The 24,480-nt window shown below is 56.7% G+C and carries 25 protein-coding genes and 1 pseudogene; 21 read left to right on the top strand and 5 right to left on the bottom strand.

What is annotated here, in order from left to right; translation table 11 throughout:
* Positions 1-894 precede the first annotated feature (894 nt).
* The 15 genes and pseudogenes from PSH84_RS03295 (at position 895) to PSH84_RS03365 (ending at position 13,359) form a co-directional block, all read left to right on the top strand.
* Positions 895-1,569, top strand: a complete 675-nt coding sequence (locus tag PSH84_RS03295; RefSeq protein WP_122569406.1) for a hypothetical protein — start codon at positions 895-897, stop codon at positions 1,567-1,569.
* A gap of 57 nt (positions 1,570-1,626) precedes the next feature.
* Positions 1,627-1,989, top strand: coding sequence for a cytidine deaminase-like fold-containing protein (locus PSH84_RS03300; protein WP_305468142.1), 363 nt, complete (start codon positions 1,627-1,629; stop codon positions 1,987-1,989).
* A complete protein-coding gene (locus PSH84_RS03305) occupies positions 1,989-2,387 on the top strand; it encodes a DUF6911 family protein (protein WP_163006896.1) in 399 nt (132 codons plus the stop codon). The genes PSH84_RS03300 and PSH84_RS03305 overlap by 1 nt, the downstream gene beginning before the upstream one ends.
* Before the next feature lie 155 nt (positions 2,388-2,542).
* Positions 2,543-2,875, top strand: a complete 333-nt coding sequence (locus PSH84_RS03310; protein WP_122569271.1) for a hypothetical protein — start codon at positions 2,543-2,545, stop codon at positions 2,873-2,875.
* A gap of 162 nt (positions 2,876-3,037) precedes the next feature.
* On the top strand, positions 3,038-3,589 hold the full coding sequence (locus tag PSH84_RS03315; RefSeq protein WP_305468141.1) for a DUF6990 domain-containing protein: 552 nt from the start codon (positions 3,038-3,040) through the stop codon (positions 3,587-3,589).
* Between the two features lie 10 nt (positions 3,590-3,599).
* Positions 3,600-4,313: a hypothetical protein gene (locus tag PSH84_RS03320; protein WP_305482277.1), complete on the top strand. Its 714-nt coding sequence runs from the start codon at positions 3,600-3,602 to the stop codon at positions 4,311-4,313.
* 90 nt (positions 4,314-4,403) lie between these two features.
* Entirely contained in the window at positions 4,404-4,850 is a 447-nt protein-coding gene (locus PSH84_RS03325; RefSeq protein ID WP_305468137.1) for a hypothetical protein, read from the top strand.
* A gap of 69 nt (positions 4,851-4,919) precedes the next feature.
* Positions 4,920-5,276, top strand: a complete 357-nt coding sequence (locus tag PSH84_RS03330) for a hypothetical protein (RefSeq protein WP_305468136.1) — start codon at positions 4,920-4,922, stop codon at positions 5,274-5,276.
* A gap of 57 nt (positions 5,277-5,333) precedes the next feature.
* Complete coding sequence (locus PSH84_RS03335; RefSeq protein ID WP_305468135.1) at positions 5,334-5,981, top strand: hypothetical protein; 648 nt, start codon at positions 5,334-5,336, stop codon at positions 5,979-5,981.
* Positions 5,982-6,010: 29 nt separating this feature from the next.
* Positions 6,011-6,625 carry a GAD-like domain-containing protein gene (locus PSH84_RS03340; protein WP_305468134.1) on the top strand — a complete coding sequence of 205 codons (615 nt, stop codon included), beginning with the start codon at positions 6,011-6,013 and terminating at the stop codon, positions 6,623-6,625.
* Between the two features lie 52 nt (positions 6,626-6,677).
* Entirely contained in the window at positions 6,678-7,550 is an 873-nt protein-coding gene (locus tag PSH84_RS03345) for a hypothetical protein (protein ID WP_305482278.1), read from the top strand.
* A 504-nt stretch (positions 7,551-8,054) separates the two neighbouring features.
* On the top strand, positions 8,055-9,662 hold the full coding sequence (locus PSH84_RS03350; RefSeq protein WP_305468130.1) for a tetratricopeptide repeat-containing response regulator: 1,608 nt from the start codon (positions 8,055-8,057) through the stop codon (positions 9,660-9,662).
* Complete coding sequence (locus PSH84_RS03355) at positions 9,655-10,347, top strand: sensor histidine kinase (RefSeq protein ID WP_092205395.1); 693 nt, start codon at positions 9,655-9,657, stop codon at positions 10,345-10,347. The genes PSH84_RS03350 and PSH84_RS03355 overlap by 8 nt, the downstream gene beginning before the upstream one ends.
* 337 nt (positions 10,348-10,684) lie before the next feature.
* Positions 10,685-11,927: pseudogene (locus PSH84_RS03360) on the top strand (glutamine synthetase family protein).
* 70 nt (positions 11,928-11,997) lie between these two features.
* Positions 11,998-13,359, top strand: a complete 1,362-nt coding sequence (locus tag PSH84_RS03365) for an MFS transporter (RefSeq protein WP_122569264.1) — start codon at positions 11,998-12,000, stop codon at positions 13,357-13,359.
* Positions 13,360-13,421: 62 nt separating this feature from the next.
* Here the strand turns inward: PSH84_RS03365 and PSH84_RS03370 are convergent, their stop codons facing one another.
* The 4 genes from PSH84_RS03370 to flgA form a co-directional block, all read right to left on the bottom strand.
* Positions 13,422-14,168: a flagellar brake protein gene (locus PSH84_RS03370; RefSeq protein ID WP_122569263.1), complete on the bottom strand. Its 747-nt coding sequence runs from the start codon at positions 14,166-14,168 to the stop codon at positions 13,422-13,424.
* A 92-nt stretch (positions 14,169-14,260) separates the two neighbouring features.
* Positions 14,261-14,728 (bottom strand): flagella synthesis protein FlgN, encoded by a 468-nt coding sequence (locus PSH84_RS03375; RefSeq protein WP_305468127.1) that lies wholly within the window; start codon positions 14,726-14,728, stop codon positions 14,261-14,263.
* A 47-nt stretch (positions 14,729-14,775) separates the two neighbouring features.
* Positions 14,776-15,093, bottom strand: a complete 318-nt coding sequence (gene flgM / locus PSH84_RS03380) for a flagellar biosynthesis anti-sigma factor FlgM (RefSeq protein WP_122569261.1) — start codon at positions 15,091-15,093, stop codon at positions 14,776-14,778.
* Between the two features lie 172 nt (positions 15,094-15,265).
* Positions 15,266-16,030: a flagellar basal body P-ring formation chaperone FlgA gene (gene flgA / locus PSH84_RS03385; RefSeq protein WP_122569260.1), complete on the bottom strand. Its 765-nt coding sequence runs from the start codon at positions 16,028-16,030 to the stop codon at positions 15,266-15,268.
* A 78-nt stretch (positions 16,031-16,108) separates the two neighbouring features.
* Between flgA and PSH84_RS03390 the strand changes: the two genes are divergently transcribed.
* The 6 genes from PSH84_RS03390 to flgE all read left to right on the top strand — a co-directional run bounded on the left by PSH84_RS03390 (position 16,109) and on the right by flgE (position 21,222).
* A complete protein-coding gene (locus PSH84_RS03390) occupies positions 16,109-17,035 on the top strand; it encodes a chemotaxis protein CheV (RefSeq protein ID WP_003204737.1) in 927 nt (308 codons plus the stop codon).
* 59 nt (positions 17,036-17,094) lie between these two features.
* Complete coding sequence (gene cheR, locus PSH84_RS03395) at positions 17,095-17,922, top strand: protein-glutamate O-methyltransferase CheR (protein WP_063324730.1); 828 nt, start codon at positions 17,095-17,097, stop codon at positions 17,920-17,922.
* A gap of 353 nt (positions 17,923-18,275) precedes the next feature.
* Positions 18,276-18,683 carry a flagellar basal body rod protein FlgB gene (gene flgB, locus PSH84_RS03400; protein ID WP_122569259.1) on the top strand — a complete coding sequence of 136 codons (408 nt, stop codon included), beginning with the start codon at positions 18,276-18,278 and terminating at the stop codon, positions 18,681-18,683.
* A gap of 3 nt (positions 18,684-18,686) precedes the next feature.
* Positions 18,687-19,130, top strand: coding sequence for a flagellar basal body rod protein FlgC (gene flgC / locus PSH84_RS03405; RefSeq protein WP_060741038.1), 444 nt, complete (start codon positions 18,687-18,689; stop codon positions 19,128-19,130).
* Between the two features lie 15 nt (positions 19,131-19,145).
* Positions 19,146-19,868 carry a flagellar hook assembly protein FlgD gene (gene flgD / locus PSH84_RS03410; RefSeq protein ID WP_122569258.1) on the top strand — a complete coding sequence of 241 codons (723 nt, stop codon included), beginning with the start codon at positions 19,146-19,148 and terminating at the stop codon, positions 19,866-19,868.
* 28 nt (positions 19,869-19,896) lie between these two features.
* Positions 19,897-21,222: a flagellar hook protein FlgE gene (gene flgE, locus PSH84_RS03415; protein ID WP_122569257.1), complete on the top strand. Its 1,326-nt coding sequence runs from the start codon at positions 19,897-19,899 to the stop codon at positions 21,220-21,222.
* Positions 21,223-21,488: 266 nt separating this feature from the next.
* Here the strand turns inward: flgE and PSH84_RS03420 are convergent, their stop codons facing one another.
* Positions 21,489-24,380, bottom strand: a complete 2,892-nt coding sequence (locus PSH84_RS03420; protein WP_122569256.1) for a ribonucleoside-diphosphate reductase subunit alpha — start codon at positions 24,378-24,380, stop codon at positions 21,489-21,491.
* Positions 24,381-24,480: the final 100 nt, after the last annotated feature.

The raw sequence follows: 24,480 nt of genomic DNA on the forward strand, positions 1-24,480 counted from the left end.
GACTGTTAATGGGAAGGTTGTCGAGAATCCGGGGGAGTATAGTGTTGGGGCAAAAGGGCCGGTGCAGGTTATCCCTGATGCAATCAACCCTCCCAAGGTCAGCCCGGTTGAAGACCTGTTTGGGCAGACGTTTGAAAGTATCCCGTTGTCGCACCTTCCCAATTGGAAGACCGGCTCTCTGGTAAATGATGGCAAACTCGGCGAGCAACTGGCCCTGCAAACCCTTAACGAGAAAACCGGCCTCAATTTCAAACCATTGCAGAACGGTAGCAACCACGGCTGTGATGGCTGCGCGGTGGCGATCAATGGCGATACGATTACCGTGGTGGTGATGGATGCGAAGTCTTCGGTGAATGGCGTGAGTAAGGCCGGTACGCCACATGGGGACCCGAGGACGCGGTTGGAGGGGTGGCTAAGTAATAAATCAATTGCCGACACTGATCCTGCTTTACGCGATGCTTTGCAAGCGGCGTTGGATTCAGGAAAAGCCAAGGTTCAAGGTGTAACAGTCAAAGTCGGTGTTCCCGCCCCCAGTAAAACAGGTGTAGCAGAATTTAAGGTGGAACCATGGACCAAGAAGTAATTCAGTGCGAGCGCTCGGGCGTAAACCCGAAATGGCCCTCCTACAAAAAGTGTGCTGGGGCGCATAGCCAAGGGGCCACTCGTCTCAGATGAATACGAGTTGAATGGCATCCGTGAATATGTTGAGCGCGGCGATGCATTTGCGAAGCCATCAATGCCTGTACCGAATAGTGACAACGTTACGCGTAGTAGCTCCGAATGGATGGCCGTCACACGAGAGCCCACAAGGTATTGGCAACCGCACCAGATAATCCGCAATGGCTTCTGGAATTGGCCCATTGGCTGCGCTATTACCAAGTAGGAATTTGGCAGTTGTTCTTCTGGGCGGGCCAGTTCGACATTATTGCCAAAGCGGCAGGCAATGATCGACGCCGCCAAAACTACAGCATCCAAACCGCCACCAATATGATGGCCGCCATGGCGATTCTAGGCTGGAAGGATGCCGTCATCCATCAGGGCTATCTCACCCATGCGGCTCTCAACCGTGGGCATCAATTAGTGATTGAGTACGAAGAGCAACACCGCCGCGCCCAAGCCTTTATGCTGCGTGTGTTTGCCGATTGGGTGGGCGATGTCTCGCATCAATGGCCTGCTTATGCTTACGACGAACCTATCTACGAAGCCTTGTTGGCCAAGTGGCGCACTCCCAGCCCCGACGACCTGATGCCCTGCCTGTTGGCCGCGTGTGACCGCCACACTTGGCAAACCGGCAAAGAGAGCCAGAAGAATTCCTACGACTTCAATCAGGACTGGCACTTGGAGCGCGTGCCGGTAGAAATTCTCTATATCCTGCGCCTGCGCCAGTGGGAAGGTTTAGCCAATCCGCAGAAGATTGATCATCCGCTGCTGGCCGCGCCCTTTGACAAAATGCCGCCCGAGCAACCAGTGCCTGAGTTGGACGAGTTAATGCAAGGTGTGCTCAAACGCGCGAGGGAAGACTGGCCACAGTACGATGAAGTGCTGTCTTTGCCAGCATTGAAGAGTTGAATAGGGGCAAAAGCAACTAATCCGAAGGTAAAAGCGGAGGGTGAGGTCAATGGCCAAGTGTTCACCGATGTTAACCAGACGGCCAGACCTGACTCTCAAGCAAAGCCTGATCAGCCGACATTGATAGCTGATCGTGTAAATACAAAAATAGAATCATCTGGTAAACCTTTGCCTAACGCAAATATGGCAACTGCACATGCGGAAATTGGGGTCATACAGCAAGCCCACGATGCCGGGAAAACCCAAGGGGCCGCTATGACTCTAAAAGTTGAGGGGCAAGCTGTGTGTGGTTATTGCCGAGGAGATATTGCAGCGGCCGCGGAGAAGGCCGGCTTAAAGTCCCTTGAGATTAATGAGATTGCTACGGGTAAAAGGTTATATTGGAGACCCGGTATGCGTTCTGTTAAGGAGCTAAATTAATGAAGAACTATACTTTATCGTGGGTGGTTGGTGTCGGTGATCAGGCGAAGGGGGGGAATAAAAAACTGCCTGCTTGGCAAGATGTTGAATTTCATTTAGATGAAATTGAGAAGGAGGGCGGTTCTCTTACCTTGAATGTTGTCGACGGCCCGGATGTGGGGCCACAGTTGTTGCAAGTTTTTTCGGATAATGGTAGGTATGTTTTGTCTTTGGGGGAAGATGATGGTGAGGATTATATTGTGCGTTCTTATTTTAATTCAGGGCTTAAAGGCAGTGAATATGAAATTCTAGGTAATAATTGGAGTGGTGAACTGGTCTGCTTGAATTTTTCCGTCGTAAAAGATGCGTTTGAAGAGTTTTTTCTGACCGGGAATGTTAGTCGAAGTTTGTTGAGTTGAGCGTTTGAGGAAGTGGTTGTCGTTTTTAGGGGGAAGTAAGGGGGAAGAGGACTGGTTTATTAAATTTTTAGGTTTTCAGGTTTCCAAATAAATCTGTTTTCGTTTCTTTTGTCCTATTTTCTTGCTTTTCTTGGTCCCCTTTTCTTGGGTAATTGATGCGTAACGATAGTGAAATTTATAATGGTATTGGCGCAATTTTATTCGATGTCGCTCCAAAAGGGGCGTGTAAGGTTGTGATGCGCGCGCAGTTGGCCCAGGAGGCGGATAGCTGCGAGTACGAATATGATTTCGTAGATGGGCAAGGTAACGTGTCTTGGTTTACCGCTGGAGGGCGTGCAAATACGGATATGCTGAAGCTGTTGGTGGAGCTCCGACATTGGTATTTTGAGAATAAGCTAACGGCAGGTATGTCTGTTTGGAGTGGTTGCGAAGTAACGATTGACTTGGGTGAAGGAAAAATTGGGATTGAATTTATATATTCGCAATGAGTAGGGGGAGTTGTGAGTCTTAAGTCTCTTGGGGAAAGAGGCGGGGCAGGTCGCAATAGAAAAAGGAGATTTATTGTTTGGATGAAGAGGAGTGGGTGTGTTTGATTATTTGGTTGCTAAATAAATTTTCCTCTGTCTTATAAGCTTTTCTGGGGCAAAGTAATGGAAAGGGAAGATGTTATCTTAATCTTGAGCGAGCAGGGCTGGGTTTGTAGCAAGGATGAAGTTGGTGATTATTTTTGTGTCACTGATGTCGGAGGAGCCCAACTTCAGATTATCCCATCTGTGGGGAAGCGCTCGGACCATTTTCGGGTTTCGCTTATGTCCTCCATTTCGTCCAAAGAGTTTTCGGAGGCTGTTTCTATCATATTGGGTGATGGCGGTGATAATGCTCCGATTATAGTTAGAAATGAAGCTCCGGAGAAACTGTCTAGTTTTTCTAGTGATGATGTTATTAGGCTGTCTGAGAAGGCTATATCTTGGGCTCGCTCTCAGAATATTGACGAGGGGTTGACAGTTTATAGGAAACTGCCAACTGAAGCTAAAGGTGCAATGCCTATCCGACATTTGGCGGCTCTAGCAATAGCAGGTGATATTGGGCGCTTAGAAGAATATAAAAAGAGTTTTGAGAAGGGCGACAGGCTCGGATTTGTGCCTTACATTACTTTCGATATGATTGAGCGAGCACTCATGATAGCTAAAGAAAGTAAATAATCAGAACCCCATGAGTGCAGCAGATATAGAGCTATGGTTTTATGCATGTCCTGACAGAACTTTATCTATAAAACAGCGGCATGCTGAAGTGATGGATAGGATGTCTCGGATTGGTGCTCCTTTAGGGTTCGCAGGTCTTGAGCTTCCGGCCGCCCCGAGTTGCGGCGACGGGTTGATTGCTACCTATACAGTTAAACTTCCCCTCAGAGGGCTTCGGTTTGTGGGGGACTATGCGTATCGTGGTGATCGATACCTATATGAGGATAGGGCCTCTTATGACGAGCACTTGCGTTTTGTATTTAAAATATCAAACAAGGCTGTTGATTATAAGCTTGTTGTGAATGAGTATTTGCCAAAAGTGATTGAGGCGTTTAAGGGGTATAAGGCTCATGTGTCCTATGATTTGTATGGTCTGTATTATCAAGGAGGGTTGAATGATGATAGCTTGGCTTACAATCGGTTGCGTGAGGATAAAACTATAGATGTTGATGGGCGCAACAATATTTATACGCTATTTCCTGCCCAGTTCTGGGATGCAGCCCTTTGTCAGCGTGCTCTAGGCTATGGCCCTGATGAAGTCATTGCACGACTGCAAGGCAAGTGTCGTATGGCGGTTCGGCTGATGGATGGGGTTTATTTGGTTCTCAATGATGACCCGGGCATGTCCTATGAAACCTTTGTGGAAATGAATGAACAGATCAAGCCGATCTTGGGGTTGGTCTAGCGGGCAGATATTGAAGAAACGTAGAGAGATTATTTGGGGCAGCCGGGGGCAATGTACCGGCATCATTAAGCCATTGTCCAGGGTTAAGCAATGATCATGCGTTTAGAGGAGGTGGAGAAAGGCCTTGTAGAAAAGCTGAAAGTAGCCAGTGAAAAACAGCGACGAAGTGCGGTAAAGGTAGCCTGTGAGCTTGCTTTTCAGGCCTGCCCAGTAGACGGGCCTATTGTTCCCGAGTCCCTTAAACAACTATGTCTTGGTAGTAAGCTCACGGCCGAGCAGGTTTCTGGGCTAGATAATTTGGCTGCGCAGTTAGATGAGCAGTATTTTGACTTGCAAGACAGCCAGAATGAGGGGCAGAACTTAGATGCAGAAGTCCTTCGGTTGTTTAGCCAGGCGCGTGTTGTATCGGCACTGTCGTTAGCCGGCGGAGAGGATTCGCTTATGACAGCAGCCGAAGCAATATATGAGGCATCATCAGCTGTTGATGATAGAGTTTATATTTTTAAATCCGTACTCTTGGTTTTGCCAGAGTCTTGATGGGGAAAGGGGGTGTTTAACTATTCGGTGTTTAAATAAAGCTGTCTTCTTTTTATGGAGGGTTTTGTAATGATGTTGAAAATTGATTTCCCCCAAAATTTGATTACGGATGAGCTGCTCCGACAGGAGCGGATTCCTTGTGTATGCAAGATAGCCAAAGAGTTTGAGGTTTTTTTTGCGGAAACTATTCCTGAATCGTCTGGAGTGGTGTTGGAGTGGGATCGGAAAGAGTTGGAGTTGAGAGCTGTCGCTGGGGCGGGCGGTCAGTACACACATCATGGTTCTGGTTTGATTACCCTGAAAGGCGCTGGGAATGGAGTTTATGAAATAATTGATCTTGAGATGTTTTATAGGAGTTTTGGTTGGTGTGCGATCTTGAAAAATAGTGAATATGCACCGCCAGGGGACTTTTGGGATGAAGAGTGAAAGCTATGGCTGCGCAGACTTATTGCTGTCTCTGTCAAAGGATGGAAAAAATTAGGCATGAACTCTTTATTGTCGGAATGGTGTGCCTACTGTGAAGGCAAGGCATTTTTTGATAAGGCTCATTTTCTAGGTTTGTTGAAGGTACACAGTAGCGCGGAGGAGCTTAAGCGTATATTTAGCTACTTTCCTTTTTCGGAAGAATTGGTCGATAGAGCTGGGCGCGTTCTGGCCGCTGGAGAGATGGAAAGCTCTCTTTATCTCTTGCCCAAATGTAGGGTGGAGAAAAGCCAGCTGATTCGGTTGGGTGGGGAGTGGTTGAAGGAGCAAGAAAGGGCATGTGGTGTGCTTGGCAATTTGGAAATTTTCGAGCTTTGCCATAACGCTCAAATATTTTTTGTTGATGCGCAATATATGGAGGGTGTGCTTCAGCAAGATATTCCTCATTACTGGTTGTTTGATGAGGTCGGCGATGCAATCAGGGGAAGTAGGATTGCTGAGAGCGAGCAGGTTTATGCGTTGTTTGAGGCGCTCTATGGGGTGGCTGCGGACTATTATCTTGCTTGGTATATTGGGCGGCCTTTGTTTAAGTTTGATATTGATTTAGAACCCTATTTTAAATTCTGGCGGGCTGGCGGAAGGTGTGCTCTTACTGAGAGTGGATTCTTAGTGGCTAACCAGGAGCAAGGTGGTCAGGTCAGTAGATAAAACTTGGTGTTGAGCTACGGGGGCACAGGGTGCGCGACGAAGATTTTGAGTGTTTCATTGGTGTAATGGGTGAAGCAACATCACATCGGCAGGTGCCTGGCTCCCATATTGTGAAATATCGGGGGATACTACCGGACGCGTTGCTCACCTATTGGCAGAAAGAAGGTTGGTGTGGGTATGCCAATGGACTTTTCTGGACGGTGGACCCAGACGATTACAAACACCTGCTCGATATGTGGTTAGCCGGTACTGAATTTTCGCAGATAGATAATTACCACGTTATTGCCCGGAGTGCTTTTGGAACGCTGTATGCTTGGGGCGAGAAATACAATCAGAAAATTGTGGTTTCATGTCCGACGGGGTCTATCGTCGCGTTGATGAATAAACTGAAAGTGCCTAATAAAGATCCGGATCTAGCCATTCAGACGTTTTTTGCTATGTCTGATAAGGAACGTTATGATCTGGAGGATAATCAAGGTGAGTTTTTATTTGATCGAGCGCTAAAAAAATTGGGTGCACTTGACGAGAGTGAGGTCTACGGTTTTGAGCCGGCATTGTTTGTTGGAGGGACGGCTTCGCTGGATCAGTTGGTTAAGTGCAATTTGAAGGTTCACTTAACGATCCTTCGACAGATGCGTTCATGAGTGAGCACGGTAAGCGGAAGGTCGTTTATTGGCGTAAAAGGAGCACATCGAAATGGATGCAATCAACGTCCGGCTTCATCAGCACCGGCACTGGCTGTCACAGTCGGAAGGCATGACGGCTCAAGAGCTTGATTTTATCGATGAGGACCTTGCCAGCGACTCATTAAACGGATTGGACAATGTGGCTGAGTCGCTGGGGATGTTGGCGACCTATCACGGCATTCGGGGCGAAGTCGCGATCAGTGATGGAGAGGCTTCTGGCTGGGAGCAGGTCTCTCGCTCGATGATGTACCGTTATTGGACGCTGATGCTCAAGGCGAAGACTTTCTCCAAAACGAGTTTTCTTCAAGGCCTCCGAACCGTCCCGAACCTGACTAACCAGTTGAGTATTGCTGGGTGCTTGCTGGCCGGGTTGATAGCGGTTGATCGTCGTGATCTGGCTGCATCCGTGGCCGATGTGCTTGCCGGAATGTTGTCTGTCAAAGGCGCCGTCGATTCGAGCTATCTTGAACGGCGTCGATTTGAACCTTTCATGCTCTGGCTTTATTCAGTCTATTCGCAAGGTGCTGCGCTTCCAGAGATCAAGTCGATGGATCTGGGGATTTATCAAAACGTGATAGACGAATGGAAAAATGAGCAGGGGCTTGCTGATGCACTGGAAGCGCTTTGTCGATATCACTTATCCCACGCTGAGGACGACGGTGGTGGGGCGTGGGACCCTGAGTTCAAATACGCGCCTTTCGATTTGTTGCCCTTGGAGGTCCACGCCATTTTTCAGGTTCGGCAGCAACTTGGTTTGGCTGTTCCAGCTGTTTCGAGTCCTTTGTTGTCCACAGAGACGGCCGCAGTAGAAAACCTGGTCATCATTTCTGATCAGCTTGCTATTCGGGTGGAGACGGCCTACGAGCGTTTCTTCGGGCTTTAGACGCAGGCGCGACCCTTTTTTCAGTTAAGCAATGACATGCGGTGAGCTGAAAATGAAGTATTACTTGTTGCGGGAAGATGTGCAGTTTCCCGAACGCTGGTATTTGGGCGATATAAAACACTGCAACAACTGGCTCTTCCCTTCGTGGCGAGGGAGCTTGCTCCCGCTCGGTTGCGTAGCCGCCGCCAAAAAACAGGTCCGCTGCGCGGCCCAGCGGGAGCAAGCTCCCTCGCCACAGGGTCTGTGGTTAGCTGATCCTTCGCACGCGGCTTCTCCCACACCTTCCCCTTAACGGAACGCCATCTCCTGCCGATAACCCGATGAGCCCGGTTGTCTTCTGCGTTTTGGCTCGCAATGTGCGTCACGACACAGCCAGGCCAAGCGGTTGCTGAAATCCCTTGAACGTTGCTGGCTGGTGGCTATCATCTGCGCGCCTCGGGGCTGTGACACGGCGTTTCGTTGTTATGCCATTGGGTTATTTTCTTACTTGCCTGGACATCCTCGATGCTGGCGTACCACCAAAAAAGTTTTCTGATCGTCGATGATTTCTCGGATTTCCGCAGTTCGATCCGCTCCATGCTGCGTGAGCTGGGCGTCAAGGACGTGGACACCGCCGACACCGGTGAAGTGGCGCTGCGCATGTGCTCGCAGAAGCGCTATGACTTCATCCTGCAGGACTATCACCTGGGCGACGGGCGCAAGAATGGCCAGCAGGTGCTCGAGGACCTGATGGTCGAGAAGTTGATCAGCCATGAAAGTGTCTTCCTCATGGTGACCGCCGAGACCAGCCAGGCGATGGTGCTCAGTGCCCTGGAGCATGAGCCGGATGCGTACCTGACCAAACCGTTCAACCGCTCCGGCCTGGCCCAGCGGCTGGAACGGCTCGAGCAGCGCAAGACCCTGCTCAAGCCGATCCTGCAGGCCCTCGATCGTGGCAAGCCGATGGAAGTGCTCAATGCCTGCATCGCCCTATGCAAGCAGGACCCGCGCTACGGGCCGTTGTGCCTGCGTTATCGCGCCGATGCGTTGCGTGACCTGAATCAGAACGAGGCCCTGGAGCGACTGTACAACTCCATCATCGCGGATCGCCCGTTGCCGTGGGCCTACGCGGGGCTGGGCAAGTTGATGTTCAAGCGCGGCCAGGTGGGGCAGGCCAAGGCCGTTTATGAAAAGGCCCTGAAAGTCTTTCCGATGATGCCGGCGTTGTACGACGGCATGGCCGAAGTGTTGATGGCCGAAGGTGACACCAAGCAGGCGCAGCACGTGCTGGAAGAGGCGGTGCGCCTGTCGCCGCTGGCCGTGCGTCGCCAATCGTTGCTGGGCAAGCTGGCGATGACCAACGAAGACTACGACACGGCTTCCCGGGCCTATCGCCAGGCGGTCGGGCAGGGCGCGCAGTCGCGCTTCAAGGACCCGGAAAGCAACCTCGGCCTGGCCCATGCGCTGATCAGCAAGGGCAGCGAAAAAGGCCTCGACACGCGGACCCGGCTGGAGATCAACACCACTCTCAGCGCCGTGGCGAAGGAAAACCTCAACGATCCGGGGTTGCAGGTGCGGGCGCGGCTGATGAAGGCCACCAGCCTGTTGCTCAACGATGCCGAAACCGCCGAGAAGCTCACTGAACAAGCCTTGCAACGCCTCGATGGCATGGAGCAGTTCATGAGCGCCGAGGCCGCATTACTGGTGGCCAAGCAGTTGCAAATGCTTGGCCAGACCAGCGCCGGCGAGTCGATGCTCAAGAACTGCGCGGAAATCTACGGTGATGACCCGACGGTGATGCAAGGCATCGCCAAGCTGACCGACGACCCGAACATCCTCAACCAAGGCAATGCCGCCGCCGAGCTGAACCGCGAAGGCGTGCGGGTCTACAAGACCGGCGCATTGCCGGAGGCGCGGGAGCTGTTCCGCCGCGCGCTGAAGATGCAACCGAAGAACATCAGTATTGCCCTGAACATGGCGCAATCGCTGCTGCATGGCACCGACACCAGCGTGGAGTCGGAACTGCTGCAGGAGTGCCGCGCCTGCCTGAAACTGGTGGGCATGATGCCCGACACCGATGCGCGTTTTGCGCGTTATCAAAAACTGCGAAGCAAGGCATTTGGCGATGAATGACAGCGAACAGGCCCTCGATTTTTCCACGGTGATCGCGTCGACCGTGCACGACATGAAAAACTCCCTGACCTTGCTCATGCAGGCGCATGGGCAATGGCTCGAGCGCTTGCCCGAATCCGAGCGGCAGACCTCGGAGCAAGGTGTCATTGAGTTCGAGTTCGCCCATCTCAATGGCCTCATGGTGCAGTTGCTGGGGCTGTACAAGCTCGGCGTCAACCAGTTGCCGTTGCACCCGGCCTACCATGAGCTGGACGATTTCATCGAGGCGCAACTGGCCGGTCATCAGGATGTGTTCCGCAGCCGCGGGATCATGGCCACCTACGACGTCGATCCGCTCAGCCCCTTGGGCTTTTTCGACCGTGAGCTGGTGGCCTCGGTGCTCGACAACTGCATCAACAACGCCATTCGCCATGCGCGCCAGGCGCTGTTGATCAGTGTGAGCGACGAAGCCGGGCAACTGGTGCTGACCATCAACGACGACGGCGACGGTTACCCGCCAGAAATGATCGAGCGTCAGGCCGAGTATGTGCAGGGCATCAACCACAGCAGCGGCAGCACCGGGCTGGGCCTGTACTTCGCCGCGCGGATCGCCGGCCTGCACCAGCGCGGCGGCGTGAGCGGGCGGACCGAGATTGCCAATGGCGGTGTGTTGGGCGGTGGGGTGTTCCGGCTTTATCTGCCCTGAACATGCCCTCCATAAATACCCCTGTCACCACAAATCCCCTTGTGGGAGCGGGCTTGCTCGCGAAAGCGGTGCATCAGTAACATTTGCTGACTGATATACCGCTTTCGCGAGCAAGCCCGCTCCCACATTTTCCGCACTCGGTGTTTATTGCCTCCGGGCGCTTGATATTCCGAACAGCCGGAGCCTATTTTGTACGGGTTGCCGTTCGCGGCTCGCACATAACAAGGATTGCGTCATGACGACCGATGGCCAGCGTTCACTCGCGCAGCGACTGACGGGCATTGATGAGATTGAATGTGTCACGCCGGATTTGAATGGCGTGCCGCGGGGCAAGGTGATGACTGCCGAGGGTTTCCTCGAAGGCCGGCGGTTGCAGCTGGCGCGAGGCGTGCTGCTGCAATGCATCATGGGCGGTTATCCGCCGTCGCGTTTCTACGGCAGCGACGACGGCGACCTGGCGCTGGTGGCCGACCCGAAACAGATCCACCGCCTGCCCTGGAGCCAGCAGCCCCGTGCCCTGGCAATCTGCGACGCCGACGAACTGACCGGAGAAAGCTCCCGGCTCTCGACGCGCGGCCAGCTCAAGGCCGTTGTCGCACGTTATGCCGCCCTTGGCCTGGCGCCGGTGGTGGCGACCGAGCTGGAATTCTTCGTGTTCGCCCCCAACCCCGACCCGACCCAGCCGTTCCAGCCGCCAATGGGCCTGGATGGACGTCGCGAAGACGGCCACTCGGCATTCAGCATCAGTTCCAACAATGGCCTGCGCCCGTTCTTCAGTTGAAGTCTATGCCTGCATGGCAGCGCTGGGCTTGCCTCGCGACACCTTCATGCATGAAATGGGCGTGAGCCAGTTCGAGATCAATCTGCTCCACGGCGATCCTTTACTGCTGGCCGACCAGACGTTCCTGTTCAAGCACCTGCTCAAGGAAGTGGCCCTCAAGCACGGCCTGACCGTGGTCTGCATGGCCAAGCCCCTGGCCCACACGCCGGGCAGTTCGATGCATATCCACCAGAGCGTCGTCGAGGCGAGCAGCGGCCGCAACGTCTTCAGCGACGAAGCGGGTGAACCGACGGCCGCGTTCCGGCATTTTATCGGGGGGCAACAGGCGTGCCTGGCGGACTTCACCGCGTTGTTCGCGCCGAACGTGAATTCTTACCAGCGCCTGTGCCACCCGTTCGCCTCACCGAACAATGCCTGCTGGTCCCATGACAATCGTTCGGCCGGCCTGCGGATCCCTGCCAGCTCGCCGGTGGCCCGGCGGGTCGAGAATCGCTTGCCCGGGGCCGATGCCAACCCCTACCTGGCGATCGCCGCCAGCCTGGCCGCCGGGCTGTATGGGATCGAACATCACCTGGAGCCGAGCGCGGCGATCCAGGGCGAATTCGAAGTGCCGGATAATCTGTCGCTGCCATGTACCTTGCATGCCGCCCTGGAGCGTCTGAAGCGTAGTCATCTGGCGAAGGAACTGTTCGGCACGGAGTTCATCGAAGGCTACATCGCTTCCAAGACCCTGGAGCTGACCAGCTTCTTCGATGAAATCACCCCCTGGGAGCGACGTGTCCTGGCGGCCCAGGCATAAAGAACCGCCGCATTCGGGCTATCTTCAACAGATAGCCCTTACTCACCGCAAGGAGCCGCTCGGAACGCCGATGCGCCAAATCTGGAAACCTTTTCGAGCGCTTTATTTCGCCTCGCTGATGATGTTGATCGGCTCGGGCCTCTTGAGTACTTACCTGGCCTTGCGCCTGGCCGCCGACCATGTGGACAGCCTCTGGGTCGGTGCGCTGATGGCCGCCAACTATTTCGGCCTGGTGCTGGGTGGCAAGATCGGCCATCGGCTGATCGCCCGCGTCGGGCACATCCGCGCCTATTCGGCCTGCGCCGGGATCGTCGGGGCGGCGGTGCTGGGCCATGGCCTGGTGGACTGGCTGCCGGCCTGGATCGTGCTGCGGATGATCGTCGGCCTGGGCATGATGTGCCAGTACATGGTCATCGAGAGCTGGCTCAACGAACAGGCCGATGCCAAGCAACGTGGCGTGGTGTTCAGTGGCTACATGATCGCCTCCTACTTGGGCCTGGTGCTGGGCCAGTTGATCCTGGTCATGCACCCGTCCCTGGGGCTTGAGCTGCTGATGCTGGTGGCGCTGTGCTTTGCCTTGTGCCTGGTGCCGGTGACACTGACCCGGCGAATTCACCCGGCGGCGCTGCATCCGGCGCCCATGGAGCCGCGCTTCTTCATCAAGCGGGTGCCGCAGTCATTGAGTACGGTGCTGGGCTCCGGGCTGATCGTCGGCTCGTTCTATGGCCTGGCGCCCCTATATGCCTCTCAGCAGGGCCTGTCGACCGAGCAGGTCGGTCTGTTCATGGGGAGCTGCATCTTTGCCGGGTTGCTGGTTCAGTGGCCTCTGGGCTGGCTGTCTGACCGTTACGACCGGGCGCTGCTGATTCGCTGCTTTGCGCTGGTCCTGACGATCTGTGCACTGCCGTTGGCGATTCTTCCGACGGTGCCGTTGGAGGTGCTGTTCGTCGCCGGGTTCTTCTGTTCGCTGGTGCAGTTCTGCCTGTATCCGCTGGCGGTAGCCTTTTCCAACGACCACGTCGAAGCTGATCGAAGGGTGTCCCTGACTGCGATGCTGTTGGTGACCTATGGCGTTGGCGCCAGTATCGGGCCGCTGGTGGCCGGCGTGCTGATGAAGATGTTCGGCAGTCAGATGCTCTACGGCTTTTTCGCCTTCTTCGCCTTGGTACTGGTGTGGCGGATCCGGCCGAAAGCAGTGACCAACCTGCATCAGGTCGATGACGCGCCGCTGCATCACGTGGCAATGCCGGACAGTATGTCGAGTTCGCCTTTGGTGGCGTGCCTCGATCCGCGGGTGGACGAGCAAGTGGTCCAGGAGCAGATGCAGACGCCGATCAATCCGGAGGTGGAGCCCGAGCCCGCCACTGAGACCGCGGCGGAAGCTGAAGTGCAGGACCCTGAGCCCCCCAGCTTTACCCAGGCCAGGCCTTGAAACAGACATAAAAAAACGGGCAGTCACCGCAAGGGACTGCCCGTTTTTTTATGGCTCGACGATCAGAGGTCGTCTTTATCGAAGCGCCGCGCTTCGCGCTGGAGCTGGTAGACGAACCGCTCGACCTGCCGTTGCACCAGGCCACTGATGTTGTGGAAGCGTACGCCGGCGAACGTGGTGTTGATCCTTTCTTCGAAATGCAGGTAACGCAGCTCCACCGGGGCGATCATGTTGCCAAACGGCAGGGCCGCGATGAAGCGCTCGTACACCTGGCCCAATTGCAAACGTTCGGTGATATCGCCGTCGAAACGCAGCTTGCAACCGGTGGCGGAAATGTCCAGCAGCTTGCCGTCCACGGGGGACTTGAGCTTGTCGCCGCCCAGTTCAACGCTCACTAGTTGCGCCAGTTTCAGGGCGGCACGGAAGGCGTTGCGACGTTGGTGGTAGACCACTTCGTCGGGCAGGGCGCCGCGATAGCAACGACCGTCGCTGGACTCATCAATGGTCAGCGGACCCTTGCCATCCCAGGCGATGCGCACGCCGTCATGGAACCCCTCGACGCGAAACGGCTCGCCGGCCAGCAGGAAACGCTCGCCGTCCCGGGGAATCATTTCATCCAGGGCGATGGAATTGGTCTCGCGATCGACGTTGACCAGATAGCTCTGGAAGCGCTGGGTACGTTCATGGAAGGTGATGATCAGCGGGTCGTGGCTATCTTGCAGCATCCGCAGGTTGCCGGAGATTTCCAGGGGCGTGGTGAGGACCTTGGGGGGCTGCGGAGCATCATCCGCGTTTGAGGCATTGAACACGGTGGGTCAATCTCCAGGCAAAATACGACTACGAATAGCCAGCATTTTGCCAGCATGTATCGCGCGTTGATAGAGCGAAGGCATTGTTCGTTTCATGCCTGGCTGAGCGGGCGGTGCTTGACCATTCGGGCCGTCGAACCGCTAGCGTCATACAGCGTCGGGATCTCGCCACCGTTGAGAATACGCAACTGGTTGGCGGTGGCGGCCTGCTGCATCAGGATCGACTGGCCGTTGCGGGCGTTGGTCGCCTGGCATTGGGCGAGCAGGTCGTTGAGTACGTTGCTCTGGGACCGCAACTGGTCGCCGAGGGTCGACTGGGCAGCCAACTGCTCAAGGCCGTCATGACTGGCGGGCAGGTTGAGGCTGGCGAGGATCTCGCTGCGCTTGCGGCCATGCTGGTCGAGCAAGATGATCAGTGCCTGTTTTTGCGCCAGGATATTTTCCAGCAAAGGCATGTCACGACCGTGCAGGGCCACGGATTCGGCCTGCAATAGCTCCAGCAATTGTTGCGCTGGAACGAAGTCGTCGATGATCAGTTGCAATAAATGAGTGTCGTGCATGGCTGGCCTTGGGTCTTAGCGTCCAAAAGCCTCGCGCAGGCGGCGGCCTAGCGCTGGGCTTCGAAGTTGAGCAGTTTGCTGGCTACGCGGTTGCTGTCGACTTTGTAGCTGCCATCGGCGATGGCTGCTTTCAACTCGGCCACGCGGGCGTTGTCGACGACAGGTTGATCGCGCAGCTTGTCAGTGACCTTCTGCAACTGCTGAGCCTCATTGCTGAGGTGTACCGACTCCCCGTTGCTGACCTTTTCGGCAGGCGTGGACAGCGGCGCGGATTTGTCGGTTTCGACGGTTTCCTTGGTGGCGCTGGTACGCGTAGTGCCTGTCAGCGGTGAAGAGCTGTTTAAACGATTGAAATCGATGACCATGGTAAAAAACCTCTGGGTATTTGGACGCTTGCCATGTTTTCGGCCATCCCCAAAAAAACTTTAGGCTCATTTGTTCAATGAACGTGCGCACGTCTGCGCTTGCCTTTGCGTAAGGCACAGTCTAGGGAACACCGGGATCAAGCGCCAGCTTTCTACCTCCTCTATCGGGTCATTACATCGCCACTTCCACTTGGCCTGGAGCCATCACTTGCGCCTTGATGACGCGCTGGGAATTAAGGTTTTTTACCCGTATCTGCTCACGCATGCCGCCGTTGGACAGGGCCTCGCCGGGCATCCGCACGGCAAGAGAGCCGCTACGGGCGGTGATGACCACCTGGTCACCCTTGCGGACCACCTCGGCCTGTTCCAGGTGCACCAGCGTCACGACCTGATCGGCGACCATTGGTCGGACAAGTTTCTGCCCGATGGCTTGATCGACAGAGGTCAGGAAACCCTGGGTGATCTGGCTGATGTCCCGTTCGCGCAACATCACGTCCTGGGGCTCGACGATCCCGGCCCGCTTGAGTGGACGGGTGGTGGTGACGATTTCCCGGAACAGGCGCACTTGAGCGGGCACGAACACCGTCCAGGGCGCGGCACTGTCACAACGAACCTTCACCGTGACGCGGCCCAGGGGCCGGGCCGGGCTCTCCAGCGACGCAGTCAATTCCTTGTCACACATGGGCATGCGCAAGCGCGGGTCGAGCTGGTTGACTTCGATTTCGTAACGACCTTCGGTTTGACTGCTTGCCAGATAGTCTTCTACGGTGAATTCAAGAAAGCCCTGAGTGACGCCGATAAGGAGATCAGGCAAGGTAACCGGAGCCGCCGCAAGGGCAGGACTGCCCGAAGTGAACAGGCAGGCAGCCAGCAGTGCACCGAGCCAGTGGCGGCAATGAGTGGTCAGGCGTCGAGAAAATGTCGTTTGTGCGTTCATGCCGGTTCAATAGCAAGCCCCGTGCCGTTTAGTGATGAATGCGCGTCGGACACATTAGCGTTAGGTAGGAGTCAGGGCATGGCGGGAGTAATGGATTCGGTAAACCAGCGCACTCAGCTGGTCGGTCAGAATCGCCTGGAGCTGTTGTTGTTCCGTCTCGACGGCCAACAAATGTACGGGATCAACGTATTCAAGGTTCGCGAGGTGCTGCAATGCCCCAAGCTGACCCTGATGCCCAAGTCCAGCCCCGTCGTGTGCGGTGTGGCCAATATCCGCGGTGCGACCATTCCGATTCTCGACCTGGCGATGGCGACCGGCTCCGGTCGGTTGCTGGACCAGAGCAATCCGTTTGTGATCATCACCGAGTACAACACCAAGACCCAGGGGTTCCTGGTGCGCTCGGTGGAGCGCATCGTCAACATGAACTGGGAAGAGATCCATCCACCGCCCAAGGGCACCGGCCGCGATCACTACCTGACGGCGGTGACCCGGGTCGATAACCAGTTGGTGGAAATCATCGACGTGGAGAAAATCCTCGCCGAAGTGGCGCCCACGCCGGAAGCGATTTCCGTGGGGGTGGTGGATGCCGAGACCCAGCACAAGGCGATTTCGCTGCGAGTGTTGACCGTCGATGATTCTTCGGTGGCCCGCAAGCAGGTGACCCGTTGCCTGCAAACGGTCGGCGTCGAGGTGGTGGCGTTGAACGACGGGCGACAGGCGCTGGATTACCTGCGCAAGCTGGTCGACGAGGGCAAGAAGCCTGAGGAAGAATTCCTGATGATGATCTCCGACATTGAGATGCCGGAAATGGACGGCTACACCCTGACCTCGGAAATCCGCAGCGATCCGCGCATGCAAAAGCTGCACATCATCTTGCATACTTCGTTGTCTGGTGTTTTCAACCAGGCGATGGTCAAGAAGGTCGGTGCCGACGATTTCCTGGCAAAATTCCGCCCCGATGACCTGGCGTCCCGGGTCGTCGAACGGATCAAAGCAGCAGAATAAAGTAGAAGGTCGGGCGCGTTGTGCGCCCGGCAAGTCAACACGATGAAAGAGGCGGTATCTTGTCTACGGGTAATTTGGATTTCGAACAGTTCCGGGTCTTCCTGGAAAAAGCCTGTGGCATCTTGCTTGGTGAAAACAAGCAATACCTGGTGTCGAGCCGTCTCAATAAGTTGATGGAGCAACAGGGCCTCAAGTCATTGGGCGAGCTGGTGCAGCGTATCCAGACCCAGCCGCGCAGTGGCTTGCGCGAGATGGTGGTGGATGCCATGACTACCAACGAAACCCTATGGTTTCGTGACACCTATCCGTTCGAGGTGCTGAAGAACAAAGTGCTGCCGGCCGCCATCAAGGCCAGCCCGGGCCAGCGCCTACGGATCTGGTCGGCGGCCTGTTCGTCGGGGCAGGAACCCTATTCGCTGTCGATGTCCATCGATGAGTTCGAACGCTCCAACCTCGGCCAGTTGAAAGGCGGCGTGCAGATCGTCGCCACCGACCTGTCCGGGACCATGCTCAATAACTGCAAGACCGGCGAGTACGACAGCCTGGCCATCGGCCGTGGCTTGTCGCCGGACCGCCTGCAACGCTACTTCGACCCCAAAGGGCCGGGCAAATGGGTGGTCAAGGCGCCGATCAAGAGCCGGGTGGAGTTCCGCTCGTTCAACCTGCTGGACAGCTACGCCAGCCTGGGCAAGTTCGACATCGTGTTTTGCCGTAACGTGCTGATCTACTTCTCCGCCGAAGTGAAGAAGGACATCCTGCTGCGCATCCACGGCACGCTCAAGCCGGGCGGCTACCTGTTCCTCGGCGCCTCCGAGGCGTTGAACGGTTTGCCGGATCATTACCAGATGGTCCAGTGCAGCCCGGGGATCATCTACCAGGCGAAGTGATTGGCTTGGGTTGTCAAAAAAAGCGGGAGTCCCCACGGGGCTCCCGTTTTTTTGCCTGCCAGTTTTTTCCAGTACACCACAGCCTCCTGTGGGAGCGAGCTTGCTCGCGATAGGCAGACGATTCAATTTTGACTGACACACCGCCATCGCGAGCAAGCTCGCTCCCACATTTGATCTTCATTGCCTGGGTGAAAGCGGCAGAAAAGCGGCAGCCGGCGGAAACCGATTGCCGCTTTTCTGGCATTGCCGCCTTGCCGGTGCCCGCAAAGCCCCGGTTTATGGGGTTTTTGAAAGTGGCACGACGCTTGCTTTAGCCGTCGTACGTACATTCTGGTCACCCAAAGGTTTCCGACATGAGCATCAGCTTCGATAAAGCGCTCGGTATCCACGAAAAGGCCCTGGGCTTCCGCGCCCAACGTGCCGAAGTCCTGGCCAACAACATCGCCAACGCCGATACCCCGAACTACAAGGCTCGGGATCTGGACTTCTCCAAAGTGCTCGCCGAGCAGAACGAGAAAGCCAAGAACGGCCATTTCGCCTTGAACATGACCAACAGTCGTCATATCGAAGCCGAAGGCTTGGGCAATGGCGATGAGTCGCTGATGTATCGCACGCCGATGCAGCCTTCGATCGACCAGAACACCGTGGACGCTCAACTGGAACAGTCCAACTACGCGGAAAACTCCGTGAACTTCCAGGCCAGCTTCACCCTGCTCAACAGCAAATTCAAAGGGCTGGTATCGGCCCTGCGCGGAGAGTAAGCCATGTCGATTGCGAGCGTATTCAACATCGCCGGCAGTGCCATGAGTGCCCAGACCACTCGCCTGAACACCGTCGCCAGTAACATCGCCAACGCCGAGACCGTTTCGTCGAGCATCGACCAGACCTACCGCGCTCGCCACCCGGTATTCGCCACCATGTTCCAGGGCGGCCAGTCCGGCGGCAGCGACTCGCTGTTCCAGGACCAGGAAGCGGCCGGGCAGGGCGTACAGGTGCTTGGCGTGGTCGAAGACCAGAGCAACCTTGAAGCACGTTATGAGCCAAACCATCCGGCCGCGGACGCCAAGGGTTATGTCTACTACCCGAACGTCAACGTCGTCGAAGAAATGGCCGACATGATTTCCGCCAGTCGTTCGTTCCAGACCAACGCCGAAATGATGAACACCGCCAAAGCCATGATGCAGAAGGTCCTGACCCTCGGTCAGTGATAAGGGGCGAGTCACATGAGCGTTACCAACACTACCAGCGGTTTGAGTCTCAACGAGATTCTGGCCAACTCCTCGGTCAAGACCAACACCACCACCGATACCCTGGGTACGGTGACGGGCATGGCGACCGGCAAGAAGGAGTTGGGCAAGGATGCGTTCCTGCAGTTGCTCGTGACCCAGCTGAAAAACCAGAACCCGCTGGAGCCACAGGATAACGGCGAGTTCGTTGCCCAGTTGGCGCAGTTCAGCAGCCTGGAAGGCATCACCACCCTCAACCAGACGGTGAGCGGCATTGCCGGCAACTACAACTCGTCCCAGGCCTTGCAGGCCTCGTCACTGGTGGGTCGCTCGGTCATTGCCCCAGGTGACAAGGCTGTGGTCGATACCTCCAAGAGCCTCAACGGCACGGTGGTGGTGCCGACATCGGTGTCCTCTGTTGCCGTCAAGATCGTGGACAAGGACGGCAAGACCGTTCGCACCATCGACCTGGGCAGCCAGAAGGCCGGCAACTCCGCCTTCATCTGGGATGGCAAGAACGACGCGGGCGCGGTCGTTGAATCGGGCACCTACACCTTCGCCGCTTCGACCACCATCGACGGCAAGGCCACGTCGCTGATCACTAACCTGCCGGCCACGGTCAGCAGCGTGACGATCAGCCAGACGGGCGGTGAGCTGATGCTCAACCTGGCCGGGCTGGGCAGCATTGCCCTGTCCAAAGTACAAACTATTGGTATGTAGAGCCGACTAACCGGCAAAAGGAGTCAACATGTCTTTTAACATCGGCCTTAGCGGTCTCTATGCAGCCAACAAACAGCTGGACGTGACCGGCAACAACATCGCCAACGTGGCGACCACCGGTTTCAAATCGTCCCGCGCGGAATTCGAAGACGTCTATTCGGCTACCAAGCTGGGCTCGGGCAGCAAGACCGTCGGCAACGGCGTGCGCCTGGCCAACGTTTCCCAGCAGTTCGGCCAGGGTGACGTGAACAACACCGGCAACGTGCTGGACATGGGCATCCAGGGCCAGGGCTTCTTTGTCCTGAGCAACGACGGCTCCCTGAGCTACACCCGTGCCGGTACCTTCAAGACCGACAAGGAAGGCTTCATCACCAACAGTGATGGCACGGCCCGCCTGCAAGGCTATGGCGTGGATGCCAACGGCAAGATCCAGAACGGTATCCTGACCGACCTGCGCATCGACACCTCGAACCTGCCGCCGCAAGCCACCAGCCTGGTTTCGTCGACCATCAACCTGAACTCGACGGCGACGCCGATCACTGTGGCGTTCAATCCGGCCGACACGGCCACGTTCACCAAGCAGTTCACTACTCCGGTCTATGACACCCAGGGCAACCAGCACTCCATGGACCAGTACATGGTCAAGACTGCCGGCAATACTTGGAACGTCTATACCTTGATTGATGGTCGTAACCTCAATGGCAGCGCGCCGGTTGCTCCGAACGCTCCAGTTCCTTCGACGATGACATTCGACTCGAACGGCAGGCTAACCCAAGTCAGCACCCCGGTTCCGCCGACCGTTCCACCGACTGTTCCGACACCCCCGCCAACCATCAGCAATGATCTGAACCTGGTTGGCTGGGTCCCAGGCACTGTGACCAATGGTACATGGACCGCTAATGGCGCGGGCTCGTCGACTATTACGATTTCCATGGCCAACACGACCCAATTCAACGCCGACACCGCCCGCTCGATTCCGGCCCAGAACGGCTACGCCACTGGCCAGATCACCAACCTGACCATCGACGGCAGCGGCGTCTTGCTGGCCAACTTCAGCAACAACCAGACCAAGCCGATCGGCCAGCTCGCCCTCGCCAGCTTTACCAACGAGCAAGGCCTGCAGCCAGTAGGCGGCACCAGCTGGAAGGAAACCTTCGCCTCGGGTATCCCAGGCTACGATGCTCCACAAACCGGCACCCTCGGTTCGATCGTCTCCAACTCCCTGGAAGAGTCAAACGTCAACCTGACCAACGAACTGGTCGAGCTGATCAAGGCCCAGAGCAACTATCAGGCGAACGCCAAGACCATCTCCACCCAGAGCACCATCATGCAGACCATTATTCAGATGGCTTGATATCGATGGTTGCTTAAAGGCTGCACAAGGAGCCCCTCGCAAGAGGGGCTTTTTTGTAGGCGGCTATTTTTGTGGTGCCTGGACTGGCCTCATCGCGAGCAAGCTCGCTCCCACATTGGAATGCGTCCAATTGTGGGAGCGAGCTTGCTCGCGACGAGGCCGTCATAGGCGCCGACTGTTCTCCAGGCAAAAGAAAACCCCCGATAAACCAGCGGTCTATCGGGGGTTTCTTTTAGCAGGCGCCTTGCAACGCCCACTCGCTCAGCTTATTGGCAAGCTTCGCAATCCGGCTCGTCGATCGCGCAGGCCTTTGGCACTGGCGCGGGACCGGCTGGAGCTGCCAGGACCGAGTCGTCACCGTGGTTGCCGCCGCTGGAAACCGCGTTCAGCTTGCCGGTGTTGATGGTCGACTTCTCGGTGCTGGTGGCGGCCAGGGCACGGAGGTAGTAAGTGGTTTTCAGGCCACGGTACCAGGCCATGCGGTAGGTCACGTCCAGCTTCTTGCCCGAAGCGCCGGCGATGTACAGGTTCAGCGACTGAGCCTGGTCGATCCACTTCTGGCGACGGCTGGCGGCGTCGACGATCCACTTGGTGTCCACTTCGAAGGCCGTTGCGTAGAGTTCTTTGAGCTCTTGCGGGATGCGTTCGATCTGCTGCACCGAACCGTCGTAGTACTTCAGGTCGTTGATCATGACCGAGTCCCACAGGCCGCGGGCCTTGAGGTCGCGAACCAGGTACGGGTTGATCACGGTGAATTCGCCCGACAGGTTCGATTTCACATACAGGTTCTGGTAGGTCGGTTCGATCGACTGCGACACGCCAGTGATGTTGGCGATGGTGGCGGTCGGTGCGATGGCCATGATGTTGGAGTTACGGATGCCTTTCTGCACACGGGCGCGAACCGGTGCCCAGTCCAGGGATTCGTTCAGGTCAACGTCGATGTACTTCTGGCCGCGCTGGGCGATCAGGATCTGTTGCGAGTCCAGCGGCAGGATGCCCTGGGACCACAGCGAACCCTGGAACGTCTCGTAGGCGCCGCGCTCGTCGGCCAGGTCGCAGGAAGCCTGGATCGCGTAGTAGCTGACCGCTTCCATGGACTTGTCGGCGAACTCGACGGCAGCGTCCGAACCGTACGGGATGTGTTGCAGGTACAGCGCATCCTGGAAGCCCATGATGCCCAGGCCGACCGGACGGTGCTTGAAGTTGGAGTTCTTCGCTTGCGGCACCGAGTAGTAGTTGATGTCGATCACGTTGTCGAGCATGCGCACGGCGGTGTTCACGGTGCGTTGCAGCTTGGCGGTGTCCAGCTTGCCGTCGACGATGTGGTTCGGCAGGTTGATCGAGCCCAGGTTGCAGACCGCGATCTCGTCCTTGTTGGTGTTCAGGGTGATCTCGGTGCACAGGTTCGAGCTGTGGACCACGCCCACGTGCTGCTGCGGGCTGCGCAGGTTGCACGGGTCCTTGAAGGTCAGCCATGGGTGGCCGGTTTCGAACAGCATCGACAGCATCTTGCGCCACAGGTCTTTGGCCTGGACGACTTTGAACAGCTTGATCTTGTTGTACTCGGTCAGGGCTTCGTAGTACTCGTAGCGCTCTTCGAAAGCCTTGCCGGTCAGGTCGTGCAGGTCCGGCACTTCGGATGGCGAGAACAGGGTCCACTTGCCGTCATCGAAGACGCGCTTCATGAACAGGTCGGGGATCCAATTGGCGGTGTTCATGTCGTGGGTACGACGACGGTCATCACCGGTGTTCTTGCGCAGCTCGATGAACTCTTCGATGTCCATGTGCCAGGTTTCCAGGTAGGCACAGACTGCGCCCTTGCGCTTGCCGCCCTGGTTGACCGCAACGGCGGTGTCGTTGACCACTTTGAGGAACGGCACGACGCCCTGGGATTTGCCGTTGGTGCCCTTGATGTACGAGCCCAATGCGCGAACCGGGGTCCAGTCGTTGCCCAGGCCGCCAGCGAATTTCGACAACATGGCGTTGTCGTGGATGGCGCCGTAGATGCCCGACAGGTCATCCGGAACGGTGGTCAGGTAGCAGCTCGACAACTGCGGACGCAGGGTGCCGGCGTTGAACAGGGTCGGGGTCGAGGCCATGTAGTCGAAGGACGACAACAGGTTGTAGAACTCGATCGCACGGTCTTCGCGCTGCTTCTCTTCGATTGCCAGGCCCATGGCCACGCGCATGAAGAAGATCTGCGGCAGTTCGAAACGGATACCGTCCTTGTGGATGAAGTAACGGTCGTACAGGGTTTGCAGGCCCAGGTAGGTGAACTGCTGGTCGCGCTCGTGGTTGATCGCCTTGCCGAGTTTTTCCAGGTCGAATTCGGCCAGGACCGGGTTCAGCAATTCGAACTCGATACCCTTGGCGACATAAGCGGGCAACGCCTTGGCGTACAGGTCGACCATTTCGTGGTGGGTCGCGCTCTCGGCGACTTCCAGGAAGCTCAGGCCTTCGGCACGCAGGGTGTCCATCAGCAGGCGAGCGGTCACGAAGGAGTAGTTCGGCTCGCGTTCCACCAGGGTCCGGGCGGTCATCACCAGCGCGGTGTTGACGTCTTTGAGGGCGACGCCGTCATAGAGGTTCTTCAGGGTTTCGCGCTGGATCAGGTCGCCGTCGACTTCTTCCAGGCCCTCGCAGGCCTCGGTGACGATGGTGTTCAGGCGGCCCATGTCCAGCGGCGCCAGGCTGCCGTCGGCGCGTGCGATGCGGATCGAAGGGTGGGCCTGGACCGGTGCGTCGGCCGGGGAGCGAGTGGCTCGTTCCTTGGCGCGGGAGTCACGGTAGATCACGTAGTCGCGGGCCACTTTCTGCTCGCCGGCACGCATCAGGGCCAGTTCGACCTGGTCCTGGATTTCTTCGATGTGGATGGTGCCGCCCGAAGGCATGCGACGCTTGAAGGTCGCGGTGACCTGTTCGGTCAGGCGGGCCACGGTGTCGTGGATTCGCGACGAAGCGGCAGCGGTGCCGCCCTCAACTGCGAGGAACGCTTTGGTGATGGCGACGGTGATCTTGTCATCGGTGTAAGGAACGACAGTGCCGTTACGCTTGATCACACGCAGTTGGCCCGGCGCGGTGGCGGACAGATCCGGGCTCGAATCGGCGGCCAGCGGCGCGGTGCCCTGCGGGTTCTCGCGAGTTGTGTCGGTGTGCATGGGTGTCTCCACGTTCTCTATGTTTGTTTGGGCACCATCACGGTGCCCACCGTTCCGTCCTGAAGCACTACAACCGACTGGCGCCGGGCATAACAACTTC

This window comes from Pseudomonas beijingensis (genome assembly GCF_030687295.1).
Classification (GTDB): domain Bacteria; phylum Pseudomonadota; class Gammaproteobacteria; order Pseudomonadales; family Pseudomonadaceae; genus Aquipseudomonas; species Aquipseudomonas beijingensis.

Coding starts and splice junctions, on each gene's coding strand:
- flgC (WP_060741038.1), top strand. CDS start 18,687: ATGTCGATTGCGAGCGTATTCAACATCGCCGGCAGTGCCATGAGTGCC.
- PSH84_RS03355 (WP_092205395.1), top strand. CDS start 9,655: ATGAATGACAGCGAACAGGCCCTCGATTTTTCCACGGTGATCGCGTCG.
- flgM (WP_122569261.1), bottom strand. CDS start 15,093: ATGGTCATCGATTTCAATCGTTTAAACAGCTCTTCACCGCTGACAGGC.
- PSH84_RS03390 (WP_003204737.1), top strand. CDS start 16,109: ATGGCGGGAGTAATGGATTCGGTAAACCAGCGCACTCAGCTGGTCGGT.
- PSH84_RS03320 (WP_305482277.1), top strand. CDS start 3,600: ATGAGTGCAGCAGATATAGAGCTATGGTTTTATGCATGTCCTGACAGA.
- flgB (WP_122569259.1), top strand. CDS start 18,276: ATGAGCATCAGCTTCGATAAAGCGCTCGGTATCCACGAAAAGGCCCTG.
- PSH84_RS03335 (WP_305468135.1), top strand. CDS start 5,334: ATGAACTCTTTATTGTCGGAATGGTGTGCCTACTGTGAAGGCAAGGCA.
- PSH84_RS03345 (WP_305482278.1), top strand. CDS start 6,678: ATGGATGCAATCAACGTCCGGCTTCATCAGCACCGGCACTGGCTGTCA.
- PSH84_RS03305 (WP_163006896.1), top strand. CDS start 1,989: ATGAAGAACTATACTTTATCGTGGGTGGTTGGTGTCGGTGATCAGGCG.
- flgD (WP_122569258.1), top strand. CDS start 19,146: ATGAGCGTTACCAACACTACCAGCGGTTTGAGTCTCAACGAGATTCTG.
- PSH84_RS03315 (WP_305468141.1), top strand. CDS start 3,038: ATGGAAAGGGAAGATGTTATCTTAATCTTGAGCGAGCAGGGCTGGGTT.
- PSH84_RS03325 (WP_305468137.1), top strand. CDS start 4,404: ATGATCATGCGTTTAGAGGAGGTGGAGAAAGGCCTTGTAGAAAAGCTG.
- PSH84_RS03375 (WP_305468127.1), bottom strand. CDS start 14,728: ATGCACGACACTCATTTATTGCAACTGATCATCGACGACTTCGTTCCA.
- PSH84_RS03420 (WP_122569256.1), bottom strand. CDS start 24,380: ATGCACACCGACACAACTCGCGAGAACCCGCAGGGCACCGCGCCGCTG.
- PSH84_RS03310 (WP_122569271.1), top strand. CDS start 2,543: ATGCGTAACGATAGTGAAATTTATAATGGTATTGGCGCAATTTTATTC.
- PSH84_RS03330 (WP_305468136.1), top strand. CDS start 4,920: ATGATGTTGAAAATTGATTTCCCCCAAAATTTGATTACGGATGAGCTG.
- PSH84_RS03350 (WP_305468130.1), top strand. CDS start 8,055: ATGCTGGCGTACCACCAAAAAAGTTTTCTGATCGTCGATGATTTCTCG.
- flgE (WP_122569257.1), top strand. CDS start 19,897: ATGTCTTTTAACATCGGCCTTAGCGGTCTCTATGCAGCCAACAAACAG.
- PSH84_RS03365 (WP_122569264.1), top strand. CDS start 11,998: ATGCGCCAAATCTGGAAACCTTTTCGAGCGCTTTATTTCGCCTCGCTG.
- flgA (WP_122569260.1), bottom strand. CDS start 16,030: ATGAACGCACAAACGACATTTTCTCGACGCCTGACCACTCATTGCCGC.